The sequence below is a fragment of the Mesorhizobium muleiense genome (assembly GCF_900099905.1).
In the GTDB taxonomy this organism is placed as follows: domain Bacteria; phylum Pseudomonadota; class Alphaproteobacteria; order Rhizobiales; family Rhizobiaceae; genus Mesorhizobium; species Mesorhizobium muleiense.
On record NZ_FNEE01000023.1, the window covers coordinates 17,132 to 39,342 of the forward strand.

The following is a 22,211-nucleotide window of genomic DNA, read 5'->3' on the forward strand; positions in this document are numbered from 1 at the left end:
CGTGGGTGTCAGGGTGAGAGAAATTGGCCGTCCACCCCAGCCGCTGCGCAGTAACGGATTCTTCTTTGCTTTTGCCGCACAATGGCCGCGACGAGGCAGGCGAAGTCCAGAGCATGGCCGAAAAGAAAAATCGCGACGGAGAGTTCTGGGAGCTGGCGCTCGAACGCGCGCATCTTGGCGTCTGGGATTGGGATCTCAGGAGCGGCGACTGTTTCTACTCGGCGATGTGGTTGCAGATGCTCGGCTATGGCGAGGGTGAGCTTGCCGAGACAAGCGATCTCTGGTTGCAGCTGACGCATCCCGACGATCGCGAGCGAGCGGTGGCCAGCGGCGAACGCCACATTGCCGGCCTGACCGATTCGATCGAGACCGAGCTCAGGCTGAAGCACAAATCCGGTCACTGGGTATGGGTTCTCGATCGCGGCGGAGTGGTCGAACGCGACGCCGAAGGCCGGCCGGTCAGACTGATGGGCGTCCAGACCGACATCACCAAGCAGAAGCAGGCGGAAGCAGAGCTTGAACAGGTCAACGTCCGCTTTCGCCTGGCATTGGCGGCCAGCGGCACCGGCATCTGGCATCACGATATCGGTGCACGCAAAAGCTACTGGGACCAGCGCACGCGGGAGATCTACGGGCTTGTCGCCGACACCGACGAAGTGTCGCAAGACCTCTGGCACAGCTATCTGCATCCGGACGACCGGGCCGACGCCGAGCGGGCCCATTTGGCGCCGCTGCAAACCCAAAAGGTCGTCGCCGTGCAATACCGCATCATCAAGCGGGACGGCGAAATCCGACATCTCGAATCGCTGATACGGTTCGCCGACGCCCAGTCGTCGGGCCAGATCCTGGGCACGGTGCGCGACATCACCGAGGCGAAGCAACGCGAGCAGGAACTTGCCCATGCGGCCCGCCATGACGCGCTGACCGGCCTTCTGAACCGCGCCGCTTTCGACCGGCTGCTGGCCGAGCACATCGCAACGGCGCGCCGGCTCGCGGTGTTCTACGTCGATCTCGATTACTTCAAGGCACTGAACGACTTCGCCGGCCACGCCGCCGGCGACCTTGCCCTGAAGAGCGTCGCCGAGCGCATTCTGGGCTGTCTGCCGCCGTCGGTGCACGCCGCGCGCCTCGGCGGCGACGAGTTCGCGCTGCTGGTGCCTGATTGCGACGCAGCGCAAGCCGAGCGTCTCGCCGGCGCCGTACTCGCGGCGGTTCGCGATGCCGACCTCGGCTCGACGGCGGCGTCGCGCAAGCTCGCGGCCAGCATCGGCATCGCCTTTGTCGCCGATGCGAATACCGCAGTGGCCGACGCGCTCGCCTGCGCCGACGACGCCTGCTATGCGGCCAAGGCCGCCGGGCGCAATCGCTTCGCGGTGTTCTCGCCCGAGACGACATCCGGTTCCAGCGGCCTCAATGCGGCGCGGCTGGCGGCCGACACCGTCGACGCCATGGCGGACGGCAGGCTGAAACTGTTCGGCCAGGAAATCCACCAGCTCGGAAAACCCTGGCAAGAAAGCCGCCATGTCGAGGTCCTGGCGCGGCTCGCCGGGCGCAACGGGCGGCTGATCCCGCCGGGCGAGTTCATCCCGGCGGCGGAGCGGTTCGGCGTCGCCTCGCGGCTCGACCGCTGGATTATCAGGACGGCGCTGTCGCTTCATGGTCCGGCGCTGAAGTCAGGGGCGCTCACGCTCGGCTTCAACCTGTCGGCGCAGACGCTGAGCGACCCGCAGCTTTGGGATTTCGTCGACGCCATCATCGCCGAGACCGGGGCGCCGCATTCCGGCATCGGCTTCGAGATTACCGAAACCGCCGCGGTCACCAATTTCGCAGCTGCCGAGCAGTTCGTCGGCAAGGCGCGCGAGCGGCGCTGCCGCGTCAGCCTCGACGATTTCGGGGCGGGCATGAGCTCGTTCGAATATCTCCGGCGCTTTCCCGTCGACACGATCAAGATCGACGGCTCGTTCATCGAGCATATTGCCGATAGCCGCTTCGACCGCGAGATCGTCTCGGCGATATCGGGCATCGCCAGGAGCCTCGGCTGCTCCGTGGTGGCGGAGAAGATCGAAGCGCAGGATGCGCTCGACATCCTCGCGGATATGGGCATTGCCTTCGGCCAGGGATTTCTGCTGCACCGGCCGGAACCGCTGCAAGCGATCGTGGCGCGGGCGTGCGCGACCCGGGCGAGCAAGACACGGGCGAGCGCGCCGGCACCAGCCGGACGGCGAGCCTAGCCCGGATCTCTCCGGGCTGGCCGGGCGAAAAGTCCGCAAAACCGGTCCGGCGATGCGCGACTGGTCAGGACTTTCCTGGCGGGCGATAGCGGACCGACTTTGCCTTGCCAAGCGCTTGCATCGTCTCTTCGACGCTCAGGAGAACGGTGGTCTCGTACGAGCTGAGCGCTCCTCCCGCACCAATGGCAAGCATGACAGATGCCATTGAAACGTTGTCGGGCGCCTCCCAGAGGTTCCAGCCATCGTGCTCTCCGAAGCCGTACCAGAACCCGTGCAGCTTTCCGCCCACCGATTCGATGTAGGTGCGGGCTGCCTCGCGTCTATCCTCGGGGTTTTCGATCAGGCGCGCCCAGGTCTCGGGCGTATAGCTGAATCGTGAGAGATACATGGGCATGGTTCGCCTCCAGGGCCACCGATCCCCCAGCGGCTCGGCGTCGAGGGGATCGAGGGAGGGGCTGGCGCCGAGCCTGACCGGCTTGGTTGGTTCACCGGCTGACAAAATATGCGCTCAGGCTAATATAATCGCAACACCTATCCTGCAGCCGCCGCCGATGCGGATCAGGCGTTGCGGCTCGCCATATGCGCGTCGAGCTTCTTTCTCGAAGGCCCGTACCGCTTGATGATGGTCGCGGCCTCGCTCGGCGGTATGCCGTATTTTTTCGCAAACGCCGCTACGTCGTAAGGCTCCTCGCCGGCGGCCGGTTTGCGGTCCTGCTTGCTCCTGGATTTGTCGTCGGCCATGTCGTCCTCCATCATATCAGGTGGTTATAGGGTTCCTTGGTCGGTCCGACCATCCATGCCAGTTTGGAAAAGGAAGGCACGCCGATCTCGCGTGGTCGGCGCATTGCAGTAGCCTGATCGGACCAAGACCGATCGGTTGCCCGACCGGGGAGCTGCTGGTTCCCGCTCATGGGCTCGAACCACGATTCACGCCTTCAAAGGGCGCTGTCCTACCATTAGACGAAGCGGGAAAGTGACGCTGTCTAGCACTTTCTCATCCGCGCATGAAGCTGCTTCATGCCGTGATCTGCTTGAGCGTCTGACGCGCGCCGCGCGAGAGCCTCTGCCCGCCGATGGAGGACACCGGGCAGCTTTTCAAATAAACAGGGAGCATGAGACACGCCCTTTCGGCGGGGCCTTGCAGGGACGGGAGCAATCGCCGTGACCAGAACCGACCTCTCCGACGTCTACCGAGACTACATTGCCTGCCTGAACAAGCAGGACTGGCCGAAGCTGGGGCAGTTCGTTGATGATGAGGTGATCCACAACGGCCGGCGGCTCGGTCTATCAGGCTATCGCAAAATGCTGGAGAGAGACTTTGCTGAAATTCCGGACCTTTATTTCAACGTCCAGATGCTGATTTCCGATCCGCCCTACATAGCGAGCCGGCTCGGGTTCGACTGCGCGCCGAAAGAAAGCTTCCTCGGCCTCCCTGTAAATGGGAGGAGAGTTTCCTTTGCCGAGAATGTTATCTATGAATTTGGGGACAAAAAGATTGTAGAAGTATGGTCTGTCATAGACAAGGCTGCCATCGAAGCTCAGCTTTAGCGCAGGAATGCTCGGCCGTTGTTCCACGTTCCGATATGAACCACAGTATGAACAATGGCAGCTGCCTGCCCACCGCCTGTCAAGGACCCGGCCTTGACGCCTGAACGCTGCCCCAGATTACGCGGCGGAGTTTCAGATATGCGATACGACTGGCAGGGGCGCAAATTCCTGGAACGGCATTTTGGCATTGTTATCGCAATTGGCCTGGCTGCAGGGCTGTCGGCCCTGGCCGCGCTGGGCTACACGCCTTAAGCCGCGGATACCGCGCCCAAACCCCTAACGTAAGCGAAAAATAGCGGTGCGACGCGACCAGACCGGCGCAAGACCGTTGCCGGCCCGCTATCGATTCTGCTGCGCATGCCCCACGGCATTGGCGAAAGAAATGTCATCCTTGATCTCGCGCATCGCCATCGAGGTGATCGTGCGGCGCACCCCGGGCAGGCGGCTCAGCTCGACGCGCAGCATCCTGTCCAGCGCCATCATGTCGACGGTCACGATCTGCAGGAGATAGTCGGCCTCGCCTGTCGTGGCGTGGCAGCGCCGGATCAGCGGATGCGCCTGGACGGCGGCCTCGAAGGCTTCGGAGAGCTCGAAATCGATCGACACCTGGATGAAAGCTTCGATGCCGAAGCCGAGCTTGGCCGGGTCGACCCGCGTCGAGTAGCCGCGGATGATGCCGGCGTCCTCCAGCGCCTTGACCCGCTTCCAGCACGGCGTCTTGCTTAAGCCGACCTCGTCGGCGAGCACTGCGAAGGAGGTGCGCGCATCGCGTTCCAGCGCCGCGACGATCTTCCGGTCGACGGCATCCAGCATCACACGTTCTCCAAACCTTCGCGATGGACGAACATTCGTCCTCCATTTTCTGGCATTTGGATAACACAAAGGAACAATGTTCAAGTGAAAAGCGACTAAACTGCGGGCTCGGACCGAACAAACGCCCTGAGGGCCGGGCAAAGGAGCAGCTACCATGCACAAGCCGGACTATTACGCCCGTATCGAAGCGCCCGAGATGCGCGACTATGGCGTCTATCTCAGCTGCGACAAGCTACTCGCCTGCCAGAAGCCGCTGGCCGAGATGGTCAATGCCGACGAGCTGCAGTTCCAGATCGTCCACCAGGTCGAGGAGCTGTGGATGAAGCTCATCGCCTACACGCTGGTCGATGTCGTCGACTTCCTCGAGCAGCAGAATACCCATCGCATCGTCACGCTGATGGGGCGGGTGCATCGGCTGATGCGGATGATGACGGCGCAGCTCGACCTGCTCGAAACCATGTCGCCCAAGGAATACCAGGAGATTCGGCTGCAGCTCGGCAATGGCAGCGGCCAGGAATCGCCGGGCTTCAAGCTCTTGCTGCGCATGCCGCCGGACCTGTGGCGGGCGTTCAAGGCGTCCTATCTCGATGGTCGCGGGCTCTCGCTCGAGGATGTCTACGATGTCAGCTATGACCACGGCGACAGCTATGTCGTCGCCGAGGCGCTGATCGAATTCGACGAGCTGTTCCAGAAATTCCGCGCCAATCATCTTTATCTCATCCACCGCTCGATCGGGCTCGGCTCGAAATCGCTCAAGGGCCGGCCGGTCGAACTGCTGCAGGCCGGCGCCCTGCATCGCTTCTTCCCGGAGCTGTGGGACATACGCTGCGACATGACCGACCGCTGGAGCTGCCAGTATGGGACTGTGCGGGCACCGATCAGCCACCCGGAGGCGAAGGCAGGGTAAGGCCCGCGATCCCTTCTCCCCTTGTGGGAGAAGGTGGATCGGCGCGCAGCGCCGAGCCGGATGAGGGGTGTTGGACGGAATGCGGCGATGCCAAGCTGGAGCACCCCTCATCCGACCGCTTCGCGGCCACCTTCTCCCACAAGGGGAGAAGGGGAAGCGCCGCATGTCGGGTTTGCGGCTGGTGCAACGTCCTTGGGGCGAAATCGGTCGCAACCCTGGAGGACGGCATGTCATCGGAAACCACCCAATCACCGGCTCAACCGCCGTGGCAGACCGCGGCAATCCTGACTGGCCGCCTGATCTTCGCAGCCGTCTTCCTCATGGCGGTGACCTTCAAATTCATCGACATGGGCGCCACCGCGGGCTACATCGCCGCCGCCGGATTTCCGTTCCCGCTGTTTCTGGCCTGGTGCGCGGCCGTGCTCGAAGTCGTCCTCGTGCTGTGCTTCCTGACCGGCGCCTTCTTCTCGCAGGCCGCTCTTGTCGCCGGCGCCTATGTGCTGTTCCTCGCCTTTGCCTTCCACGGGCCGTCGCACTGGGCCGGAAACCAGGCCGAGTTCGGCTTTTTCGTCGATCATTTTACCTTCCTGGCCGGGCTGCTGTTTGCCGCCGTGCATGGGCCGGGCCGTATGCTGACCTGGAAGCCTGCATCGGCCAGGTGATCGTAAGCTCGGCTGGCAAGCGGCGGTCCGACCGGACGGGGGCGATCGCGACGTCACATCTGGTCGTTGTAGGGTTCCTTCATCTGGCCGACCATGCGCGCCAGTTTGGAGAAGGACGGCATGTCCGCCTCCGGCTGGCACTGGTTCGCCAGCTCCAGCAGCCGGATCGGGAAGTTGACGGCATCGCGGCTCGACGCCGACATGCCTTCGGAGCGCTCCTCGCTGGTCTCGCTGGCTTCGGCCTTGCGTAAGGCGATGTCTATCTCCTCGACCGTCAGCACGCCCTTGCGGACAAGGACCTGATTGATCGATGCGACGGCCATCAGCAGGCCCTCGAGTTGCAGATTGGCGACATTCATGGCTTTGCTCCCATTGGCAAAATTGCAAACGCGCGAACACCGGTTCCGATCCCTGCACCATAGCGCGGCGGGCGGCCGAATTTTAGGCCGGCCCGCGAGATTTCGCTTGCTTTGTGACGGCAGCAATGCTAGGAATATAGTCATGGTGCTGATTTGCGCCAACGACCCGCCCACCCACCGAGGCGGGTTTTTTTATATCAAGCCTTCTCACAAGTTCGTGCCTGTGTTGCCGATATCAATGTCGGCGGGACAGCGCCTCCCTCTGTCCTGCCATCTCTTTGCCAAAATTTGACATCTCCCCCACTTGGGGGAGATCGGATGTCACCCCGGCTTTCGTCAATCACCAGCATCGCGGTAGGCCATGGCCGAGAATCCTTTCGACGACGAACCGGCTGATGTGACCGAACCCAGGCCTTCCGGCCGACCGAAGCGGGCGAAGAAGACGCTGGCCGATGGTTTTCTGGACGCCATCCGCGCCGATTTCCGGGCGCATGGCGCCGGTGTCATCGCCGAGGTTCGTACCGAAAAGCCCGATCAGTATCTGAAGATCGTGCTGTCGGTGCTGCCCAAGGATCTGCATCTCAACATCAACAGCCTGGAAGCACTGAGCGATGACGAAATCAGGCAGCGCATCCGCGGCCTCGAAGGCGTCCTGCGGCCGTTTCTCGAAAAGTCCGGCGTCGCAAGACCGGGCCTCGCAAAACCAGGCCGCGACGGCGAAGACCGAGTATCTGAGCCTGCTCAGGGAATTGGACCGGAGGCGGCGCACTGACCAGCTTGCCGCCTACCGGCCTTACCCGCGACAGGCCGAGTTCCATGCGGCCGGTGCTGCCAACCGAGAACGCTTGTTCATGGCCGGCAACCAGCTCGGCAAGACAAGGGCCGGCGGCGCCGAATGGGCGATGCATCTCACCGGGCGTTATCCCGAGTGGTGGCAAGGCAAGTTTTTTGACACGGCCGTGCGGCTGTGGGCGGCCGGTGTCACCGCCGAGGGCACGCGCGACAACCCGCAGCGCATCTTGGTCGGCCCGCCGCAGCAGCCGGCGGCGTGGGGCACCGGCATGATCCCGGCCGACGCCATTGTCAGCACCATCATGGGGCGCGGCGCGCCGCATGGGCTGGACAGCGTCGTCGTGCGCCATGGCGGCGGCGGTGATGTGCAGGCCGATGAATCGGTGCTGTCGTTCAAGAGTTTTGAGAAGGGCCGCGAAAAGTGGCAGGGCGAAACGCTGCACGGCGTCTGGTTCGACGAGGAACCACCGCTCGACATCTATTCCGAAGGCCTGACCCGCACCAACGCGACAGGCGGCATCACCATCGTCACTTTTACGCCGCTGCTCGGCATGTCGGAAGTGGTGCTGCTGTTTCTGTCGGCGGATGAGGTAGAGGGAATGGGGTGAGGGGGCAAGTTCAGGAAGAGTGGGTCTTTTCGAGCAAAATCCGAAGACGTCCTTCCTACCTCGCGCTGCCCCTCATCTGCCTGCCGGCATCTTCTCCCCGTATAGTGACGGGGAGAAGGGGCTGGCTGCGGCCTCGGCGCTCTTTCCGCAACGTTGGCAATTGGCGAAACCGACGATGGCGGCTTCTTTCTCCCCGTTTACGGGGAGAAATGCCCGGCAGGGCAATGAGGGGCGGCGCGGCGCTAGCTCGGAAAGTCACGCCCAAACAACACCATACGGCCGGCACCTGCCAACATGATTCAAGTGCGAGGGCGAAGAAATGACCCGCCACGTCACCTTCATGACCATCGACGATGCCGAGCATTATACGCCCCAGCAGCGCGCCGCGATCATATCGGCCTATCCGGCGCATGAGCGCGAGGCGCGGGCCAGGGGCATTCCGGTGCTGGGCTCCGGCCGCATCTTTCCGGTGGCGGAGGAACTGATTGCCTGCGAGCCGTTCCGGCTGCCGCGCTACTGGCCGCGGCTCGGGGCGCTGGATTTCGGCTGGGATCACCCTTCCGCTGCTGTCGAGCTCGCCTGGGATACCGAAGCCGACGTCGTCTATGTCGCAAAAGCCTGCCGCGCCTCGCAGCAGACGCCGGCCATGCAGGCGCTGACCCTAAAACCGTGGGGCGAATGGCTGCCGTGGGCGTGGCCGCGCGACGGCCGCCGCGAGACGCTGGAAGGTGCGGGTGTGGCACTTGCCCGGCAATATGCCGCGCATGGGCTGAACATGCTTTCCAGCCATGCGCAGTTCGCCGACGGTTCGGTGTCGGTCGAGGCCGGGCTGATGGAGATGCTCGACCGCATGCAGAGCGGCCGCTTCAAGGTGTTCTCGACGCTTCTGCCCTGGTTCGAGGAGTTTCGGCTCTACCACCGCAAAGACGGCCAGGTGGTGAAGCTGCGCGACGATCTGATGGCGGCGACACGCTATGGCGTGATGATGCTGAGGGAAGCGGTGGTCGACCCGGCCGAGTTCAAGACGGCACGGCGAAAGGCAGGGCAGAGCGATCCGCTGGGGGCGTTCCGGTGAGGGGACCCCGCCGATGACCGTTCGCATTGTCAGCGCTACGCTGCGCGACCTCTCCTACATCGCCGCCAACCTGCGGCTCGAGGACCGGACGGAGATCGACTGCCAGTTCGACGAGTGGTCGCCGGCGCTGCTGACGCTGACGGCGCTGCAGGGGTTTGCCTATGTCGCCGAGCTGAACGGCAATCCGGAGGCCGGCTTTGGCGCCGCCGAGCAGCGCGGCGGGTTGTGGATCGCCTGGAGCTGGGGCACGCGCCGCATGAAGCGCTGTGTGCCTGGCATTACGGCGTTCTTTCACGCCGTGCTCGGTCCGCAGGTTGCCGCGCACGGCGCCTGGCGGGTCGAGGCGCGGGCGCTGGCCAGCAATGAATTGGCGCTGCGCTGGCTGGCCCGGCTTGGCGCCACGCAACGCTGCCGCCTGCCGGGCTACGGCAAGAACGGCGAAGATTTTTTGCTCTACGACTGGACGAGGTCGTCTGACTTTGGGTCGTCTGACTTTGGGTCGTCTGACTTTGGAGAAAGCTGAAACCATGTGCCTGTTTCAAAAGCCGCCGGCGCTGAAGCCGTTGCCACCGACACCGACCATTGCCGACAAGGATGTGCAGGCGCGCGAAGCAGCGCTCCGGGCTGAGCTCGAGCAGCGCCAGGGCACCGCCGGCACGGTCAAGACCGATCTGTCGCCGAGCGAACTCAGCGGCCGGCGCCGCGTGCTGCTGGGCGTGTGACGTGAAATTAGTGAAGCGGCGAGGGTGAAGGGCACCCCTTCTCCCCTTGTGGGAGAAGGTGGATCGGCGCTTTTGCGCCGAGACGGATGAGGGGTGCTGGAAGGAATGAGGCAGTGGATTTTTGCGGTATTGCCAAGCTGGAACACCCCTCATCCGACCGAGCTTCGCTCGGCCACCTTCTCCCACAAGGGGAGAAGGCAAGGCTCTTCAGCGCTCTCACTCCGGCTTGCGCGCGAAGGCCCAGACCATCAGCGGATATTCCTCGTCGTTGCTGAGGTCGCGCCATAGGCCGTAGGCGCGCACCGGCCCGCCGATATGGGCCTTTGCGCAGGCTTTGTTGCCCCAGCTGAACACTTCAATGTTTGCCTGGGGGAAGCCGCCCTCGACCAGGACCTGCTTGAGGCCGGCGGCGGTCCAGCGGTTGTAGTCGTGCGGCCTGGCATGCACCCTGAACAGGAACGGCGTCGCCACCATCGCCCAGCCGCCCGGCCGGGTCATGGCGTGGATATTCTGTGCCGCGGCAAACGGGCGCTGCACATGCTCCAGCACCTGGTCGGCGATGACGACGGAATATTGCCGGTCGGTGCGGTCCTTGCAGATGTCGAAATCAGGGAAATCGACGGAGGTGTAGTTCGAGCATATCGTCTTCCAGTGGCGGTTCCAGCCGGGCGAGATCTCGATCACGTCTGAGGATTTGCGGCCGTCGGCCTCAAGAAACGCGGTGAACGCCTCGATCTGCCTGATGCGCAGCCAGTTGCGGGAATCGTAGCCGATCAGCCGCTTTGCAACCTGCTTGCTTCGCCTCTTCAGGGCGCCGGGTAGGCTTTCCGTCATTATCAAACCGATCTCCTTGAGTCGCCGCCCCGCGCCCCTTGAACATCGCAAAAGCGAACAAAATTCGACCTGGCCTTGGCAATATCTGGGCTTCGAACAAGCTGATACATCAGAACAAGGAAATGCCATGGCGAGCGATTCCCGTGCCCACGATATCCTGTCGCGACAGGCGGAACTGGAGAGCGAGCGCAGCCAGTATGAGGCTGTCTGGGAGGCGGTGTCGGAATTCTGCGACCCCGACGCGCCCGATGTCTGGAGTGGGCGCCGGGGCGCGGAACCGCAGGCCGAGCGGCACGAGCGGCGCGGCGCCCGTGTCTACGCCAACACCATCAACTCGGCCGCCAACCGGCTGGCCGCCGGGCTGGAAAGCCTGATCATCCCGCAGTCGGAAAAATGGCACGGGCTGTCGACCGCCGCCGTGAACGACGAGGAGAGCGAGGAGGAGAAGGAATGGGCGGAGGCGCTTCGCGATTTCCTGTTTGCGCTGCGCTATTCGGCCAATTCGAATTTCGTGCCGGCGACGCAGGCCTGCCTGCGCAACGTCGTGCGCTATGGCCCGGCCTATCTCTACGCCGAGGAGGGCTTTGGCGGCACGCTGATCCGCTATGCCTCGATCCCGGTGGTCGAGGGCTATCTCTGCCGCAACCGCTGGGGCCAGGTCGACATTTTCCACCGCCGCTATGAGCGCACGGCACGGCAGGCGGCGCAGCTGCTCGGCTATGACAAGCTGCCGGCGCGGATCAAGATGCTGGTCGACGACCCGGCCAAATGCGAGACCAAGATCTCGCTGATCCAGTGCATCCAGCCGCGCGACGAGCGCAAGATGTACCGGCTCTCCGGCACCTACCAGTATCTCGACACGGCCTTCGCCTCCTACCACGTCGTCGAGGACGAGGAGGTCATCGTCAGGGAGAGCGGTTTCCGCTCCTTCCCGGTGTCGTGCTTCAACTGGCGCCGCCATGAGGGCGACCCCTATGGCATCTCGCCGACCATCGAGGCGCTGACCACGGTGCGCGAGGAAAATGCGGTGCGCCGCTCGGGCCTCAGGGCGCTGCAGCAGATCACCGATCCGGCGACCGCGTCGAAAGCGCGGCTCGACTATGTGCCGGTGCTCAATCCCGGCGAGAACTATCCCGGCCTGATCGACGACAATGGCCGGCCGCTTATTGCGCCGATCGCTGTGGGCCAGAACCCGACCCATGCATTCGACTACGCGGAAAGCCGGGCCGAGGAGATCCGCGACATGATGTTCGTCAACCTGTTCCAGACGCTGGTGCAGAACCCGCAGATGACGGCCACCGAAGCCTTGATCCGGCAGGAGGAGAAGGGCGCGCTGCTCGGGCCGTCCGGCTCGATCATCCAGGCCGGCTTTGCCGCCAATCTCGACCGCGAGCTCGGTATCCTCGAGGACAAGGGATTGTATGAGGAAGACAGCCGCTTCCTGCCGCCGGCGAGCCTCGCCGGCAAGGCGGTGCGGCCGACCTTCACCGGGCCGCTCGACGTGCTGCGCCGCTCGGCCGAGGCGCGCGACACCATCCAGGTGGTGACCACGGCCATGCAGATGGCGCAGTTCGACCCCGGCGTGATGGACAATATCGACGGCGACGAGGCGCTGAAGATCGTGCAGAGCGCCGGCCGCAGCCCGCAGCGCATCTTTCGCCGCCAGGACGAGGTGGCTGATATTCGCGATGCCCGAGCCAGGGCGCAACAAGCGCAGGCCGGCATGGCGGCGATCGCCGCCGCCGGCAAGGTGGCCAGGGATGCGGTGCCGGCGGCGGTCCAGGCGCGCGACAGCGGCCTGCTCGACAGTCTCAGCGGGCTGATGCCGCAGGGCGGCGAGGGCGGCGCATGAGCGGCAAACGCTTCGCCCATTCGCGCCAGGCCGGCGGCCCGGCCAGGGCGCAGGATGCGCTGACCAGGGCCTATCTCAGGGTGTTCTCGGGCCAGGACGGCGAGATGGTGCTGGCCGACCTGACGGCGGCGACCGGCTATTACCGCCGCCCGTCCTATGGCGAGTGGCTGGCCAAGACCAGGACGCCGAACGGCTTCGAGCTGCACAGCGCGCTGAGCAACGCGCGCGCCGAAGTGGTGCAGCACATCATGGGGTTTTTGACACTCGACGAAGCGCAACTGGCGGCGCTGGAGAAGGCGGCGCGGCTGGAGGGGAGGTAGGGTGATGAAACTGCCTTATGGCTAAGTCTTGCTCAAATCGACGGTGATCCGCATCGGGCTGGTTTTGACGCCTGGCGGCCAACACTTCTGGACCGATTTCGAAAGTTGCTGGGCGGCTTCCGCCGCCGCCTCCGAATGTGGATCATAAGATACAACGGTAACCGACTTGACGTTGCCGACCTTGTCCAACGTCACCTCGAAAGTGGCTTTGACGTGATTGTCTACAGCGGCCACCGGCAAGACCTGGCAATCGCCGATCCGCTCAACACTGACAGCCTGTCTGGCGTGTGCGGAAACCGAACAAACAACCAGCAGCGAAGTCATCAAAAATCGCATCGTCGCCCCCTTTGGATAGCAGACGATAGCGTCTAAACGCGCTGAGGGTAAGGATCAAAACCATCGGGTAGACCGCGCCGACGCTGAAACTGCGCCCCTCTCCCCGTTCTACGGGGAGAGGATGCCGGCAGGCAGGTGAGGGGCGGCGCCAGCATCTCAGAATTCTGCGCTGCCCCTCATCCCCCTGCCGGGACCTTCTCCCCGTATGGTGACGGGGAGAAGGGGCTATCAATAATCACCGCGGTAGTAGCGGTCGTCGCAACGGGCGGTGTAGATGCGGCCGTAGCGGTCCTGATAGCGGCAAAGCTGTTCGCCGCGCCGCTGTGGCGTCGTTGCGCTGCCGACGACCGCGCCCAGCAGGGCGCCGCTGGCTGCGCCGATAACCGTGCTCTTGGTGTCGCGGCCCAGGGCCTGACCGACCAGAGCGCCGCCAGCGCCGCCGACCAAGGCCCCCGTGGTGGCTCTTTGCTGGCCTTCGGTCTGCGCACATCCCGCCAGCGCGGCAGTCACAAGCAGGGCGGCAATGGCTTTGTACATGGTCATCGTCTGATACTCCGTTGAAGCCTATGAACTAATACACTGGCTGGTTTTGCCAAGTGTTTGCCAAGTGCGGTTGCATTGCGGCGGAACCGCGGCAACCGCTTGTCACGAAATGCGACATGGTTTCTTTCGTCTTGACGGTGCGTGCCTCCGGTTCTGAAAGATCGTACTCGAACAAGACGATAGCGCCAGGTTCTGTCGAAAAGAATCAGGCTGCGGCCACAACGATTCCGCCGCGTCCAGCCGATCCCTCAACAATCCAATAACACACCCGGCTGAACTGGCCAGTGCTCGTTTCCATTTGCAAACAACAAGAAGGAATCTTTCTCATGACAGATCTGGCAGACGCCGGGTCCGTGGTGGCGTCGCCACCGGCGGGCAACCTTGCACGGCCACCGGCCGCCGGGGACAACGGGTCCGCCCCGCCGGCTGCAGAAAGTTGGTTTGACGGTCTTTCCGAAGGCAACCGTAAAATCGCTGAAGCAAAGGGCTGGACCAAGCCTGATGGCAGCATCGACAAGGTGCTGACCTCCTATGCAGAACTGGAACGCCAGCAAGGCGAAAGCCTTCGCGTTCCGGCGGCCGACGCACCGCCAGAGGAATGGGCAAAGTTCCATGCCCGCCTTCCCGAAGACATGCGTCCGGTCGCAGCTGACAAGATCGATTTCAAGCGCCCGGAAGGGCTCCCCGAAAACCTGCCATACGACGAGAACCTGGCCAACGCCTCCAAGTCATGGATGGCCGAAGCCAAGCTTTCAGCGAAGCAGGCGCAAGTCGTTCACGACAAGTTTGCGGCATATCAGGCTGAACAGGCAACGGCTCAAATGGCCGCCATCGCCAAGTCGGTCGAGACGACGCATGACGACCTCGTGAAGGATTGGGGACCGGTAACCAGCGACGGCTTCAAGGAGAAGCTGGAGGTCGCCAACCGGGCGATGAAGAAGCTCGGCCTGGTCGATGCCTACAAGGCGAAGGGCATCCTCCTGCCTGACGGCGCCTTGACCGATCCGCAGATCGCCAAGGCATTCCACGCCATCAGCGAGGCGATGTTCAGGGAAGACACGATCGACGGCGGCGCAGCCCTGAGCGGAGGCAATCCGTTCAAGCGCAACGCCGCCGGCGAACGCAACCTGACCGAAATCTCGGCGCTCGTCAGAAGCGACCCCGTCCGCGCCCGGCGGCTGGCACGCGAGGCCGGCGAGAACCCGGATCTGTGGATGCCTACCAATCCTCTTTGAACCAAGACACCCCGCAACCTGAAGGAAAAAAGATGGCAGACGCCTATACCCGCATCGCGGACGCGATCGTTCCGTCCGTCTATGCACAATACTCGTTCGAGGAGCACGTCCAGTCGCTCGATATCTACCAGGCCGGGATCCTGTTTTCCGACCCGGCCATCGCCTCGAAGCTCTCCATGGGCGGGCGTTCCGTCGATATGCCCGGCTGGAAGGATCTCGGCAACGATCCGTCCGAGCCGGTCAACGACGATCCGGCCGACTCGATCGAGATGAAGAAGATCGGCGCGCGCCGCGAGGTCGCCGCCCGCAATGTCCGCGCCCAGGCCTGGGGCATCCCGGACCTGACCTCGATCCTGGCCGGCGACGACCCGCAGAAGCTGATCGTGCGCCGCCAGACCGACTACTGGCAGCGCGCCAACAAGCTGACGCTGCTCGGCATCCTGAAAGGGGTGGTGGCCGACAACCTCGCCAATGATGCCGGCGACCTCGTCCGCATCACCGGCGCGTCCATCGTCGACACCGACATCATCGAGGCCGCCTATTTGATGGGTGACCGCGCCGACAAGTTCAAGACGATCTGGATGCACTCCAGGCAGATGAAGGCGCTCAAACTCGCCGACCTCATCGACTATGTGCCGCCGTCCGAGCAGGGCGGGCCGCTGATCCCCTATTATATGGGGCTGCGGGCCGTCATCGACGACGACATCCCGGTGGCGGCGGGCGTCTACACGGCGTTCATGTTCAAGGACAAGGCGATCCTGTGGAACGAGCTGCCGATCAATAGCGAAGGCGGCCCGCTGGAGTTCGACCGCAAGCCGCGCCAGGGCCATGGCGGCGGCGTCACCGAAATGGTCGCCCGCCGGCATTTCGTCGCGCATGTGCCCGGCACCCGCTTCCTCGATGCGTCGACGGCGGGTGAGTTTGCGACCGATGCCGAGCTGGCGCTGGCGGCGAACTGGGACCGCACGGCGTCGAGTGTCAAGCACATGACGTTCATCGCGCTGAGGACGACCGAGGCCTGAGAGACCGTTTGGAAACTCTACTCTGGCGGCCATCTGATGGCGTTTTCTGCGCTTCCGGTGCTCACGGACCAGCGCATGACCCCGGAAACCGATTTCGGTTTCCGGAAAGGATCATGCGCAAATGTAGAGTGTTAGAGCGTCCTTTGCGCGTCCAATTGGACGCGCGGCGCTCTAATGTCCGCTGCGTGCCGGTTCTCGAAACCACCACCATATGACTCGCCAGAGCGAATTTCGAAACGGTCTCTACGCCGAGGTGACATGTGAGCCTCTGGCTGCATTGTTGTTGTTGCACATTGATCAATCGCCGCCACCAAACGGTTACACAAGCGGGCGATGCTGCCTTGTCTTTGCAATGGAGGGTAACCATGAATATGACCTACAAGGCAGTTCAGGATGTGCTTCGAAAAGCCGGCATTGTCATAAGCAAAAAGGGCGAGCTTCACCGCATCAACTTCTTCAGCGGCCTGGAAAACACCGCCTACTACACGACAAGCCTCGAGAATGCGCTTGAGCGCGGTTTGGCAATGGCGAGAGGCGCCGAAAAATTGCCAGCAAGCGCCTTTGCCAAGTCGCGCGGGCGGCCGGCGAGCGCACACTTCGGCTGACGCTGCAGGATGTCATCGCCGCGTTGCGCGGCGATGTTGGGAACGCCCACCAGTTTTCCAGCGGTCGCGTCCGTCGCGCCCCCTCTGTCCTGCCGGACATCTCCCCCACTTGGGGGGAGATCGGCAGCTTCACCGACAACGCCCTTTCTTCAACGTTGGCGATTGGCGAAAGCCAACGCGACATCCAATTTCCCCCTCGTGGGGAGATCGGCAGCTTCACCGACAACGCCCTTTCTTCAACATTGGCGATTGGCGAAAGCCAACGCGACATCCAATCTCCCCCGGGAGATGCCCGGCAGGGCAGAGGGGGCGCGACGGATCGCGACCTTCCTCACAATCCCACCGCACTCATGTCCTGCTTTTCCCGATCCACACAGACGGAGGCCTAAAACCATGGCCATCACCCCGCTCGACATCGCCAACATGGCGCTTGGCGTCCTCGACGAGGCGCCGGTCGACAGCCTTGATCAGGATGTCAAACCGGCCCGCCTGCTCAACCTGCATTTCGACCTGACCCGCGAGGCGGAGCTGATGAAACATGCCTGGGTGTTCGCAATCCTGGCGGCCGCCGTCGCCGGGTCCGATACCGGCAGTGGCGCGGGCACGCTGAACTTTGCCTATGAATTGCCCGTGGACTGCCTGCGGCCTTTGCCGCTGACCCACAATGGCGAGCCGGATGGCGTGCCGATCGCGTGGCGCCAGGAAGCCGGCTTGATCTATTCCGACCAATCGAGCCCGCTGATCATCCGCTATATCGCCAACCTCACCGATCCGAACGACTGGGACGCGACGTTCACCGAAGTGCTGGTTGCAGCGCTTGCCGTCAAGATCGCGCATCCGCTGACCCACAAGGCGGGCATGATCGACATCGCCCGCGGTGCCTATAGCGCGGCGCTGGACGCGGCGCTCCACGCCAACGCCATCCAGCGTGGCGGCAGGTTTTCAACGTCGTCCTGGGCGGTCCAGCGCGGCGACAACCGGTTCCGGCGCGCCTGATGACGATGCTCTATCCCATCCAGGACACCTTCGTCCGCGGCGAAATCTCACCGCGATTGCACGCTCGCGCCTCGCTCGACCTATACAGGGCCGCGCTCTCCCGCTGCGAAAACTTTTTGACGCTTCCCCATGGTGGCATCCGGAAGCGCGGCGGCACCTATTTCTGCGCCGAGGTGAGGGATTCTTCCAAAGCGACGCGGCTGATCCCGTTCATCTTCTCGGCGGACCAGGCCTATGCGCTCGAATTCGGCGATCTCTACATCCGCGTCCATGCCTATGGCGCCCGCGTCGGGGTGGTTGAAGTGGTGACGCCATACCTGGAGGCTGACCTGTTCGACCTGCAATTCGTCCAGTCCGCCGACCAGATGTGGATCACCCACAAAAACCACCTGCCGCAGGTTCTCACCCGCACGGCGCACACCGCATGGACGCTGGCCGAGTTCGTCTTTCTCGACGGCCCCTATGACGACATCAACACAAGCGCCACCACGCTGACGCCGGCCGAGACAGGCGCCGTTCATCCGGCGATGACCAGCAATACGCTGCCAACCGGCACCGCTGCATCCAGCGCCGGCACCGCATATCTCGCGTTCGACCGTGACAACAAGACAGTCATAACGTTCGGTACGACCACCGGCGACGTGTCCTATGATTTTGCAGGCACCGCGACAAAGGTGTGCGACGGTTACTGGATACAGACTAGGGCGAACGGCGGCTCCAGAGCACCGGTGTCATGGGATTTCCAGGGCTTCGATGGCACCAACTGGATCTCGCTTGACAGCCGGACGGCGGAAACCGGCTGGTCGCGCGGCGAGGTGCGGTTTTATGAGTTCCAGAACGAGACCGCCTATCAGTCCTATCGGATAGTGCTCAACGGATCCGAAGGCGACGACAACATGGACATAGCCGAGATGGGCTGGCACGAGGACGGCGACACGATGACGCCATTCGATCTCACGGCATCCTCGATCGTCGGCATCAATGACGGCACCGGCTTCCAGACCAGCGATGTCGGCCGGACCATTCGCTTGCTCGGCTCGGATGCCGTCTGGCGCTGGGCGCGCATCACCAGCCGCAGCAGCGCGACCGTGGTCAAGGTCAGGCTGTATGGGCATGCGCTGCCCAATCTCAGCCCGATCGCCCGCTGGCGCCTCGGCACCTTCGTTCCCGGCAAATATGTCCAGAGCGGTTCGCTGTACGAGGAGCGCCTGGCCTTCAGCCGAAAATTTTCCGTCTATGCCTCGGCAACCGGCGATTTCGAGAATTTCGCCACCGGCGAAAAGGACGACGACGCGCTTGAATTCGTCCAGGCCGGCGGCGGCCAGGCCAACGATATCACCTGGATTGCGGAATCCGACGGGGCGCTGATCATTGGCACCCTTGGCGGCATCCGGGCGCTGTCGGGCTCGGGCATCGACGAAGCGCTGACGCCGTCATCGTTCAAGAACCGCCGCTCCCGCACCTTTGGCTGCGCGCCGCTGCGCCCTGTCGACGCCGGGCAATCGTTCCTGTTCGTCACCAGGTCGCGCAAATCGATTGCAGAACTGACCCAGAGCGCGACCGGCAAATTCACCTCGGAGGATGTCGGGCAGGTTTCCGAGCATATCCCGAAGCAGGGTGTCGTCGAACTGGCATTCCAGACCGATCCCGACCCGCTGCTGTGGTTCCCGCTCGATAATGGCGAGTTGGGGGGATACACGCACCAGCCTTCGCAGGAAGTCCGCGGCATGCACCGGCATCGCATCGCCGGGTATTTCTCCGGTTCCGCGTTCTCAGATTCAGCATGGGGAATGGTCGAGAGCGCCGTGGTGACGCCGGGGCAGGACGGCAATGACGATCTGTGGCTGATCGTCAAGCGCACCATCGGCGGGGCAACCAGGCGTACTATCGAAATCAAGTCGGCGCCGTTCGAATATGGCGAGATTGCCGACGCATTTGAGGTCGATAGCGGTCTGACCTACAGCGGTGTGGCTACAGGAACGGTCACAGGGCTCGATCATCTCAACGGCGAGACGGTCGATGCCCTGGCGGATGGCGTGGTCTACAAGGGCCTTGTCGTGGCTACTGGGGCGGTTTCCTTGCCTGGTGGTGCGACGGCCGCCAAATGGCAGGTGGGCCTGCCGTATGAGGCGGGCGCCGACACGCTGGAACTCGATGTCGGCGGCAGGGATGGCTCGATCGTTGGGCGGCGCAAGAAAGTCGCCAAGGTCATTCTGTCGCTGTTCGAGACGGATACGACCGGGCTGGAGATTACTTCCATGCAGCGTGGGCGGTGGGAGCCGGTTCGTATTCCCTCTGTCGTGACCCCTGACAGTTCGGCCAACCTGTTCACCGGGAACGTGGAAGTGCCGATCGACGATAGTTGGGAAGGGCAGGGGCGGGTGAGAATCCGCCATACCAACCCGACACCGTGCACCATCCGCGCGATCACGCCGGTGTTCGACAGTGAGGCGTAGTTCAAACTGCCGATCTCCCCCTCAAGGGGGGAGATTGCGCGCTCAGCCCTTCCATCACTCCCTTAAAAGGACCCCGCTTCGATGACCCCATCCCCGCATGCCGAAGCTCTCGGCAGGGCGCGGACGGCTGCCGATTTTGCTGCCGTCATCGCCTTGCTCGACAGCGACCTCAAAACTGCTGCCGCCCGCAAACAGGAACTGGAAAAGGCCAAGGGTCGTGCGATGTTCGGCCGTGGCGACCTGGCGGCGGCGCGCATTGCGCTCTCCGAGGCCAACGCCGTCGTTGCGCTGCTGGAAAAAACCCGTGAGGCGGCGAACGAGCGCCATGCCGCCGCGCAAAGCGAAGACTGCGTCGACATCGCAGCACTTGCCGACGAGATCAGGGCAAACGCCGCTTCCCTCGACGAGCGCTGGCGCATGGCCCACTGGCTGGTCGAGCAGCTGCGCCAGCAATTGTTCGACGCCGATGCCTTGCGCGGTGCCGTCGCCACCGTGAACAGCCAGCTCGACGCCGCCGGCGTCGCCAACCTGAAAATCAACCCGACCGCCGTCCGGCGCGCCGCCGTGACCGGGCCGCGAGCGACAGCTCCGGCTCGTCTCAGCGCGGCAGCGATCCAGGCCGACAGACTGCTTTTGTCGCTGCTCAGCCCCGGCGGCGCGCTCGACCCGCGACCGCCGCTTGGCGCGCCGGTCGGAGGCATCGCGGGTCGATATTCGCTGCGTGGCCGAGGCCGCGGCTGACCATGTGCACGCTTGCCCTTATCGGCACGGCTCTCTCGGTCGGCGGCGCGCTGGTCGAAGGCCAGCAGTCGCGGCAGATGGCCGACTATCAGGCCAGAGCCTATGAGCAGCAGGCGCAGGCCGACGCGCAAGCCGCCGCCTTCGAGCAGGCCCAGGAACGCCACAAGCAGGATCTGTTGCTGTCGCAGGCGCGCGCCCGGGCCGGCGCCTCGGGGGTCGCCCTGTCAGGCTCACCGAGCGAGGTGCTCGCCGCCAATGCAAGGCAGGGCCAGCTCGACATCAAGGCGATCCAGTACGGCTCGCAGCTGCGCCAGAACAATTTGACCACGCAGGCCGCCATCTCGCGCTTTTCCGGCAGGCAGGCGGCGGCTGCCTCGATCTTCAGGGCCGGCGGCAATCTCGTGTCCGGCCTTTCCGGGCTGTACGACCCGAAGAAAGCGGTGACGTTCGGCAACAGCGCCTTTCCGCCGGCGCCGGGCGGAGGGCTCTACTGATGGCGACCATCCCCCTCCAGCTCGCCCAGCGCCGGCTCGACAGCGGCAGCGTGGTTTCCTATCCCGACAACTCGCCGGTCGGCGCCGCGATGCAGGGCTTTGGCGACGAGCTCGCGGCCGTCGCCGAGCGTTTCCGCCAGCAGAAGCAGCAGCAGGACGCGTTCGACGCCGAGGTCATCGGCCGCGAGCTGAACGGACAGATCGCCCAGGCCGAGAAAGAAGCGATCCAGAATGCGCCGGCCGACGGCCGCGGCCTGCACGACGCCATGTATGGCCAGGCACGCAACGGTGTCGTCAAGCCCGGCCTGTTCGACAAGATCTTCGACAGCACCGTGCCAAAAATGCCGGAAAGCGAACGCGCCAGCTTCATCAGGCAAAAAGAGGCGATGAGATTGGCCGGGTCGGCGCGCATGGCCGCACAGCAGTATGCGCGCCGCCAGGACTATGAGCAGGCCGAATGGTCCAAGGCGCAGGCTGCGGAACTCGATGCCATCGCGCAGAGCGACCCGGACGACAGCGCGACGTTCGAGGCGATCAGGCGGAGCGGGTTCGACTTCATCGCCAAGATGGGCAGCCCGGTGGCCCGGCAGCTGGCCGAAACCGGCTGGCGCAGCAACACGGCAAAGGCGCTCGCCCAGGCGATGCTCGCCAAGGACCCGAGGCGCGCTGCCGAAATGCTGGGTACTGCGCCGGCCGCGCAGGCCGGTGACGGTGAAACCACAGGCGCTGATGGCACTGATCTGTCGGCGGAAAACCCGAATGGGCCCGCTTCGGGCGACGACCGCCTTGCTGATCTGACGCCCGACGACAGGGTTGCGCTCGCCCGGCTGGCCGGCGTCTCGATGACGCAAAACTGATGTCGGCACCGGCGACCTGGCCAGGTTCTTCTCGTCACCTGGGCTGTTGCATCTTTAATGGCTTCTTCATGTTAGTGGGCTTTTTTATGGGAAAACCCAAAGCCCCTCGCAGGCATGGGGTCGTTTTCAGCGATAAGAGCGACGGCGGCCTTTCTTACAACACAGACTTGTGGTTCTGGATTTGAAATTCCCATGCGCTGATG

26 protein-coding genes and 1 tRNA gene are annotated in these 22,211 nt (G+C 63.7%); 19 read left to right on the forward strand and 8 right to left on the reverse strand.

Going from position 1 to position 22,211, the window contains the following annotated elements; translation table 11 throughout:
- Positions 1–113 precede the first annotated feature (113 nt).
- Entirely contained in the window at positions 114–2,231 is a 2,118-nt protein-coding gene (locus tag BLT09_RS27275) for an EAL domain-containing protein (protein ID WP_091599185.1), read from the forward strand.
- Positions 2,232–2,295: 64 nt separating this feature from the next.
- Here the strand turns inward: BLT09_RS27275 and BLT09_RS27280 are convergent, their stop codons facing one another.
- The 3 genes from BLT09_RS27280 to BLT09_RS27290 all read right to left on the reverse strand — a co-directional run bounded on the left by BLT09_RS27280 (position 2,296) and on the right by BLT09_RS27290 (position 3,202).
- Entirely contained in the window at positions 2,296–2,625 is a 330-nt protein-coding gene (locus BLT09_RS27280; protein WP_027155386.1) for a GYD domain-containing protein, read from the reverse strand.
- Between the two features lie 164 nt (positions 2,626–2,789).
- The gene (locus BLT09_RS27285; RefSeq protein WP_027155385.1) at positions 2,790–2,972 is read right to left on the reverse strand and encodes a DUF3606 domain-containing protein; all 183 of its coding nucleotides are present in this window, start codon (positions 2,970–2,972) and stop codon (positions 2,790–2,792) included.
- A gap of 156 nt (positions 2,973–3,128) precedes the next feature.
- Positions 3,129–3,202: transfer RNA gene (locus tag BLT09_RS27290), tRNA-Gln, on the reverse strand.
- 190 nt (positions 3,203–3,392) lie between these two features.
- Between BLT09_RS27290 and BLT09_RS27295 the strand changes: the two genes are divergently transcribed.
- Positions 3,393–3,779 (forward strand): ester cyclase, encoded by a 387-nt coding sequence (locus BLT09_RS27295; protein WP_091598997.1) that lies wholly within the window; start codon positions 3,393–3,395, stop codon positions 3,777–3,779.
- A 339-nt stretch (positions 3,780–4,118) separates the two neighbouring features.
- On the opposite strand, the gene BLT09_RS27300 is transcribed toward BLT09_RS27295, so the two are convergent.
- Complete coding sequence (locus BLT09_RS27300; protein ID WP_031257046.1) at positions 4,119–4,592, reverse strand: Lrp/AsnC family transcriptional regulator; 474 nt, start codon at positions 4,590–4,592, stop codon at positions 4,119–4,121.
- Between the two features lie 154 nt (positions 4,593–4,746).
- Here BLT09_RS27300 and BLT09_RS27305 point away from each other — a divergent pair, with 154 nt between their 5' ends.
- Positions 4,747–5,499, forward strand: a complete 753-nt coding sequence (locus BLT09_RS27305; protein ID WP_091599000.1) for a tryptophan 2,3-dioxygenase family protein — start codon at positions 4,747–4,749, stop codon at positions 5,497–5,499.
- A 227-nt stretch (positions 5,500–5,726) separates the two neighbouring features.
- A complete protein-coding gene (locus BLT09_RS27310; RefSeq protein WP_091599003.1) occupies positions 5,727–6,161 on the forward strand; it encodes a DoxX family protein in 435 nt (144 codons plus the stop codon).
- A gap of 53 nt (positions 6,162–6,214) precedes the next feature.
- Here the strand turns inward: BLT09_RS27310 and BLT09_RS27315 are convergent, their stop codons facing one another.
- Positions 6,215–6,520, reverse strand: coding sequence for a hypothetical protein (locus tag BLT09_RS27315; RefSeq protein ID WP_023803842.1), 306 nt, complete (start codon positions 6,518–6,520; stop codon positions 6,215–6,217).
- 361 nt (positions 6,521–6,881) lie between these two features.
- On the opposite strand from BLT09_RS27315, the gene BLT09_RS35230 reads away from it, so the two are divergent.
- The 5 genes from BLT09_RS35230 to BLT09_RS35235 all read left to right on the forward strand — a co-directional run bounded on the left by BLT09_RS35230 (position 6,882) and on the right by BLT09_RS35235 (position 9,717).
- Positions 6,882–7,292 carry a hypothetical protein gene (locus BLT09_RS35230; RefSeq protein WP_236473352.1) on the forward strand — a complete coding sequence of 137 codons (411 nt, stop codon included), beginning with the start codon at positions 6,882–6,884 and terminating at the stop codon, positions 7,290–7,292.
- A gap of 79 nt (positions 7,293–7,371) precedes the next feature.
- Positions 7,372–7,920 carry a terminase large subunit domain-containing protein gene (locus BLT09_RS27325; RefSeq protein WP_236473354.1) on the forward strand — a complete coding sequence of 183 codons (549 nt, stop codon included), beginning with the start codon at positions 7,372–7,374 and terminating at the stop codon, positions 7,918–7,920.
- Positions 7,921–8,239: 319 nt separating this feature from the next.
- Complete coding sequence (locus BLT09_RS27330) at positions 8,240–8,995, forward strand: phage terminase large subunit family protein (protein ID WP_091599009.1); 756 nt, start codon at positions 8,240–8,242, stop codon at positions 8,993–8,995.
- A gap of 13 nt (positions 8,996–9,008) precedes the next feature.
- On the forward strand, positions 9,009–9,518 hold the full coding sequence (locus BLT09_RS27335) for a hypothetical protein (RefSeq protein ID WP_236473356.1): 510 nt from the start codon (positions 9,009–9,011) through the stop codon (positions 9,516–9,518).
- Positions 9,519–9,522: 4 nt separating this feature from the next.
- Positions 9,523–9,717 (forward strand): hypothetical protein, encoded by a 195-nt coding sequence (locus tag BLT09_RS35235; protein ID WP_236473357.1) that lies wholly within the window; start codon positions 9,523–9,525, stop codon positions 9,715–9,717.
- Between the two features lie 216 nt (positions 9,718–9,933).
- On the opposite strand, the gene BLT09_RS27340 is transcribed toward BLT09_RS35235, so the two are convergent.
- Positions 9,934–10,551, reverse strand: coding sequence for a methyltransferase domain-containing protein (locus BLT09_RS27340; RefSeq protein WP_091599011.1), 618 nt, complete (start codon positions 10,549–10,551; stop codon positions 9,934–9,936).
- A 127-nt stretch (positions 10,552–10,678) separates the two neighbouring features.
- Between BLT09_RS27340 and BLT09_RS27345 the strand changes: the two genes are divergently transcribed.
- Positions 10,679–12,403, forward strand: a complete 1,725-nt coding sequence (locus BLT09_RS27345) for a portal protein (RefSeq protein WP_091599014.1) — start codon at positions 10,679–10,681, stop codon at positions 12,401–12,403.
- The gene (locus BLT09_RS27350; RefSeq protein ID WP_091599017.1) at positions 12,400–12,723 is read left to right on the forward strand and encodes a Bbp19 family protein; all 324 of its coding nucleotides are present in this window, start codon (positions 12,400–12,402) and stop codon (positions 12,721–12,723) included. Before BLT09_RS27345 ends, BLT09_RS27350 begins: the two co-directional genes overlap by 4 nt.
- 21 nt (positions 12,724–12,744) lie before the next feature.
- Here BLT09_RS27350 and BLT09_RS27355 read toward each other — a convergent pair whose 3' ends face one another.
- Positions 12,745–13,047, reverse strand: coding sequence for a hypothetical protein (locus BLT09_RS27355; protein ID WP_091599020.1), 303 nt, complete (start codon positions 13,045–13,047; stop codon positions 12,745–12,747).
- A 240-nt stretch (positions 13,048–13,287) separates the two neighbouring features.
- Positions 13,288–13,602 (reverse strand): YMGG-like glycine zipper-containing protein, encoded by a 315-nt coding sequence (locus BLT09_RS27360; protein ID WP_027154393.1) that lies wholly within the window; start codon positions 13,600–13,602, stop codon positions 13,288–13,290.
- Between the two features lie 326 nt (positions 13,603–13,928).
- Between BLT09_RS27360 and BLT09_RS27365 the strand changes: the two genes are divergently transcribed.
- From BLT09_RS27365 to BLT09_RS27400, 8 genes are all read left to right on the forward strand, one after another.
- Entirely contained in the window at positions 13,929–14,837 is a 909-nt protein-coding gene (locus BLT09_RS27365; protein WP_091599023.1) for a hypothetical protein, read from the forward strand.
- Between the two features lie 32 nt (positions 14,838–14,869).
- Positions 14,870–15,859: a Coat protein gene (locus BLT09_RS27370; protein ID WP_091599026.1), complete on the forward strand. Its 990-nt coding sequence runs from the start codon at positions 14,870–14,872 to the stop codon at positions 15,857–15,859.
- 260 nt (positions 15,860–16,119) lie between these two features.
- Positions 16,120–16,464, forward strand: a complete 345-nt coding sequence (locus BLT09_RS27375; RefSeq protein ID WP_236473360.1) for a hypothetical protein — start codon at positions 16,120–16,122, stop codon at positions 16,462–16,464.
- A gap of 393 nt (positions 16,465–16,857) precedes the next feature.
- Positions 16,858–17,460, forward strand: coding sequence for a phage connector family protein (locus BLT09_RS27380; RefSeq protein WP_091599032.1), 603 nt, complete (start codon positions 16,858–16,860; stop codon positions 17,458–17,460).
- On the forward strand, positions 17,460–19,916 hold the full coding sequence (locus tag BLT09_RS27385; RefSeq protein ID WP_091599035.1) for a phage tail protein: 2,457 nt from the start codon (positions 17,460–17,462) through the stop codon (positions 19,914–19,916). Before BLT09_RS27380 ends, BLT09_RS27385 begins: the two co-directional genes overlap by 1 nt.
- A gap of 81 nt (positions 19,917–19,997) precedes the next feature.
- Positions 19,998–20,657 (forward strand): hypothetical protein, encoded by a 660-nt coding sequence (locus BLT09_RS27390; RefSeq protein ID WP_091599038.1) that lies wholly within the window; start codon positions 19,998–20,000, stop codon positions 20,655–20,657.
- Positions 20,658–20,659: 2 nt separating this feature from the next.
- Positions 20,660–21,151, forward strand: a complete 492-nt coding sequence (locus tag BLT09_RS27395; protein WP_091599041.1) for a hypothetical protein — start codon at positions 20,660–20,662, stop codon at positions 21,149–21,151.
- Positions 21,151–22,008: a hypothetical protein gene (locus tag BLT09_RS27400; RefSeq protein WP_208602549.1), complete on the forward strand. Its 858-nt coding sequence runs from the start codon at positions 21,151–21,153 to the stop codon at positions 22,006–22,008. Before BLT09_RS27395 ends, BLT09_RS27400 begins: the two co-directional genes overlap by 1 nt.
- The last annotated feature ends 203 nt before the right edge of the window (positions 22,009–22,211 follow it).

What these genes read in the sequence shown, in the direction of transcription:
- BLT09_RS35235 (WP_236473357.1), top strand. Translation starts at nt 9,523, where the DNA reads ATGTGCCTGTTTCAAAAGCCGCCGGCGCTGAAGCCGTTGCCACCGACA.
- BLT09_RS27340 (WP_091599011.1), bottom strand. Translation starts at nt 10,551, where the DNA reads ATGACGGAAAGCCTACCCGGCGCCCTGAAGAGGCGAAGCAAGCAGGTT.
- BLT09_RS27285 (WP_027155385.1), bottom strand. Translation starts at nt 2,972, where the DNA reads ATGGCCGACGACAAATCCAGGAGCAAGCAGGACCGCAAACCGGCCGCC.
- BLT09_RS27390 (WP_091599038.1), top strand. Translation starts at nt 19,998, where the DNA reads ATGACCCCATCCCCGCATGCCGAAGCTCTCGGCAGGGCGCGGACGGCT.
- BLT09_RS27380 (WP_091599032.1), top strand. Translation starts at nt 16,858, where the DNA reads ATGGCCATCACCCCGCTCGACATCGCCAACATGGCGCTTGGCGTCCTC.
- BLT09_RS27300 (WP_031257046.1), bottom strand. Translation starts at nt 4,592, where the DNA reads ATGCTGGATGCCGTCGACCGGAAGATCGTCGCGGCGCTGGAACGCGAT.
- BLT09_RS27395 (WP_091599041.1), top strand. Translation starts at nt 20,660, where the DNA reads ATGTGCACGCTTGCCCTTATCGGCACGGCTCTCTCGGTCGGCGGCGCG.
- BLT09_RS27330 (WP_091599009.1), top strand. Translation starts at nt 8,240, where the DNA reads ATGACCCGCCACGTCACCTTCATGACCATCGACGATGCCGAGCATTAT.
- BLT09_RS27355 (WP_091599020.1), bottom strand. Translation starts at nt 13,047, where the DNA reads ATGACTTCGCTGCTGGTTGTTTGTTCGGTTTCCGCACACGCCAGACAG.
- BLT09_RS27335 (WP_236473356.1), top strand. Translation starts at nt 9,009, where the DNA reads ATGACCGTTCGCATTGTCAGCGCTACGCTGCGCGACCTCTCCTACATC.
- BLT09_RS27275 (WP_091599185.1), top strand. Translation starts at nt 114, where the DNA reads ATGGCCGAAAAGAAAAATCGCGACGGAGAGTTCTGGGAGCTGGCGCTC.
- BLT09_RS27345 (WP_091599014.1), top strand. Translation starts at nt 10,679, where the DNA reads ATGGCGAGCGATTCCCGTGCCCACGATATCCTGTCGCGACAGGCGGAA.
- BLT09_RS35230 (WP_236473352.1), top strand. Translation starts at nt 6,882, where the DNA reads ATGGCCGAGAATCCTTTCGACGACGAACCGGCTGATGTGACCGAACCC.
- BLT09_RS27280 (WP_027155386.1), bottom strand. Translation starts at nt 2,625, where the DNA reads ATGCCCATGTATCTCTCACGATTCAGCTATACGCCCGAGACCTGGGCG.
- BLT09_RS27325 (WP_236473354.1), top strand. Translation starts at nt 7,372, where the DNA reads ATGGCCGGCAACCAGCTCGGCAAGACAAGGGCCGGCGGCGCCGAATGG.
- BLT09_RS27360 (WP_027154393.1), bottom strand. Translation starts at nt 13,602, where the DNA reads ATGACCATGTACAAAGCCATTGCCGCCCTGCTTGTGACTGCCGCGCTG.
- BLT09_RS27385 (WP_091599035.1), top strand. Translation starts at nt 17,460, where the DNA reads ATGACGATGCTCTATCCCATCCAGGACACCTTCGTCCGCGGCGAAATC.
- BLT09_RS27400 (WP_208602549.1), top strand. Translation starts at nt 21,151, where the DNA reads ATGGCGACCATCCCCCTCCAGCTCGCCCAGCGCCGGCTCGACAGCGGC.
- BLT09_RS27365 (WP_091599023.1), top strand. Translation starts at nt 13,929, where the DNA reads ATGACAGATCTGGCAGACGCCGGGTCCGTGGTGGCGTCGCCACCGGCG.
- BLT09_RS27310 (WP_091599003.1), top strand. Translation starts at nt 5,727, where the DNA reads ATGTCATCGGAAACCACCCAATCACCGGCTCAACCGCCGTGGCAGACC.
- BLT09_RS27305 (WP_091599000.1), top strand. Translation starts at nt 4,747, where the DNA reads ATGCACAAGCCGGACTATTACGCCCGTATCGAAGCGCCCGAGATGCGC.
- BLT09_RS27370 (WP_091599026.1), top strand. Translation starts at nt 14,870, where the DNA reads ATGGCAGACGCCTATACCCGCATCGCGGACGCGATCGTTCCGTCCGTC.
- BLT09_RS27350 (WP_091599017.1), top strand. Translation starts at nt 12,400, where the DNA reads ATGAGCGGCAAACGCTTCGCCCATTCGCGCCAGGCCGGCGGCCCGGCC.
- BLT09_RS27315 (WP_023803842.1), bottom strand. Translation starts at nt 6,520, where the DNA reads ATGAATGTCGCCAATCTGCAACTCGAGGGCCTGCTGATGGCCGTCGCA.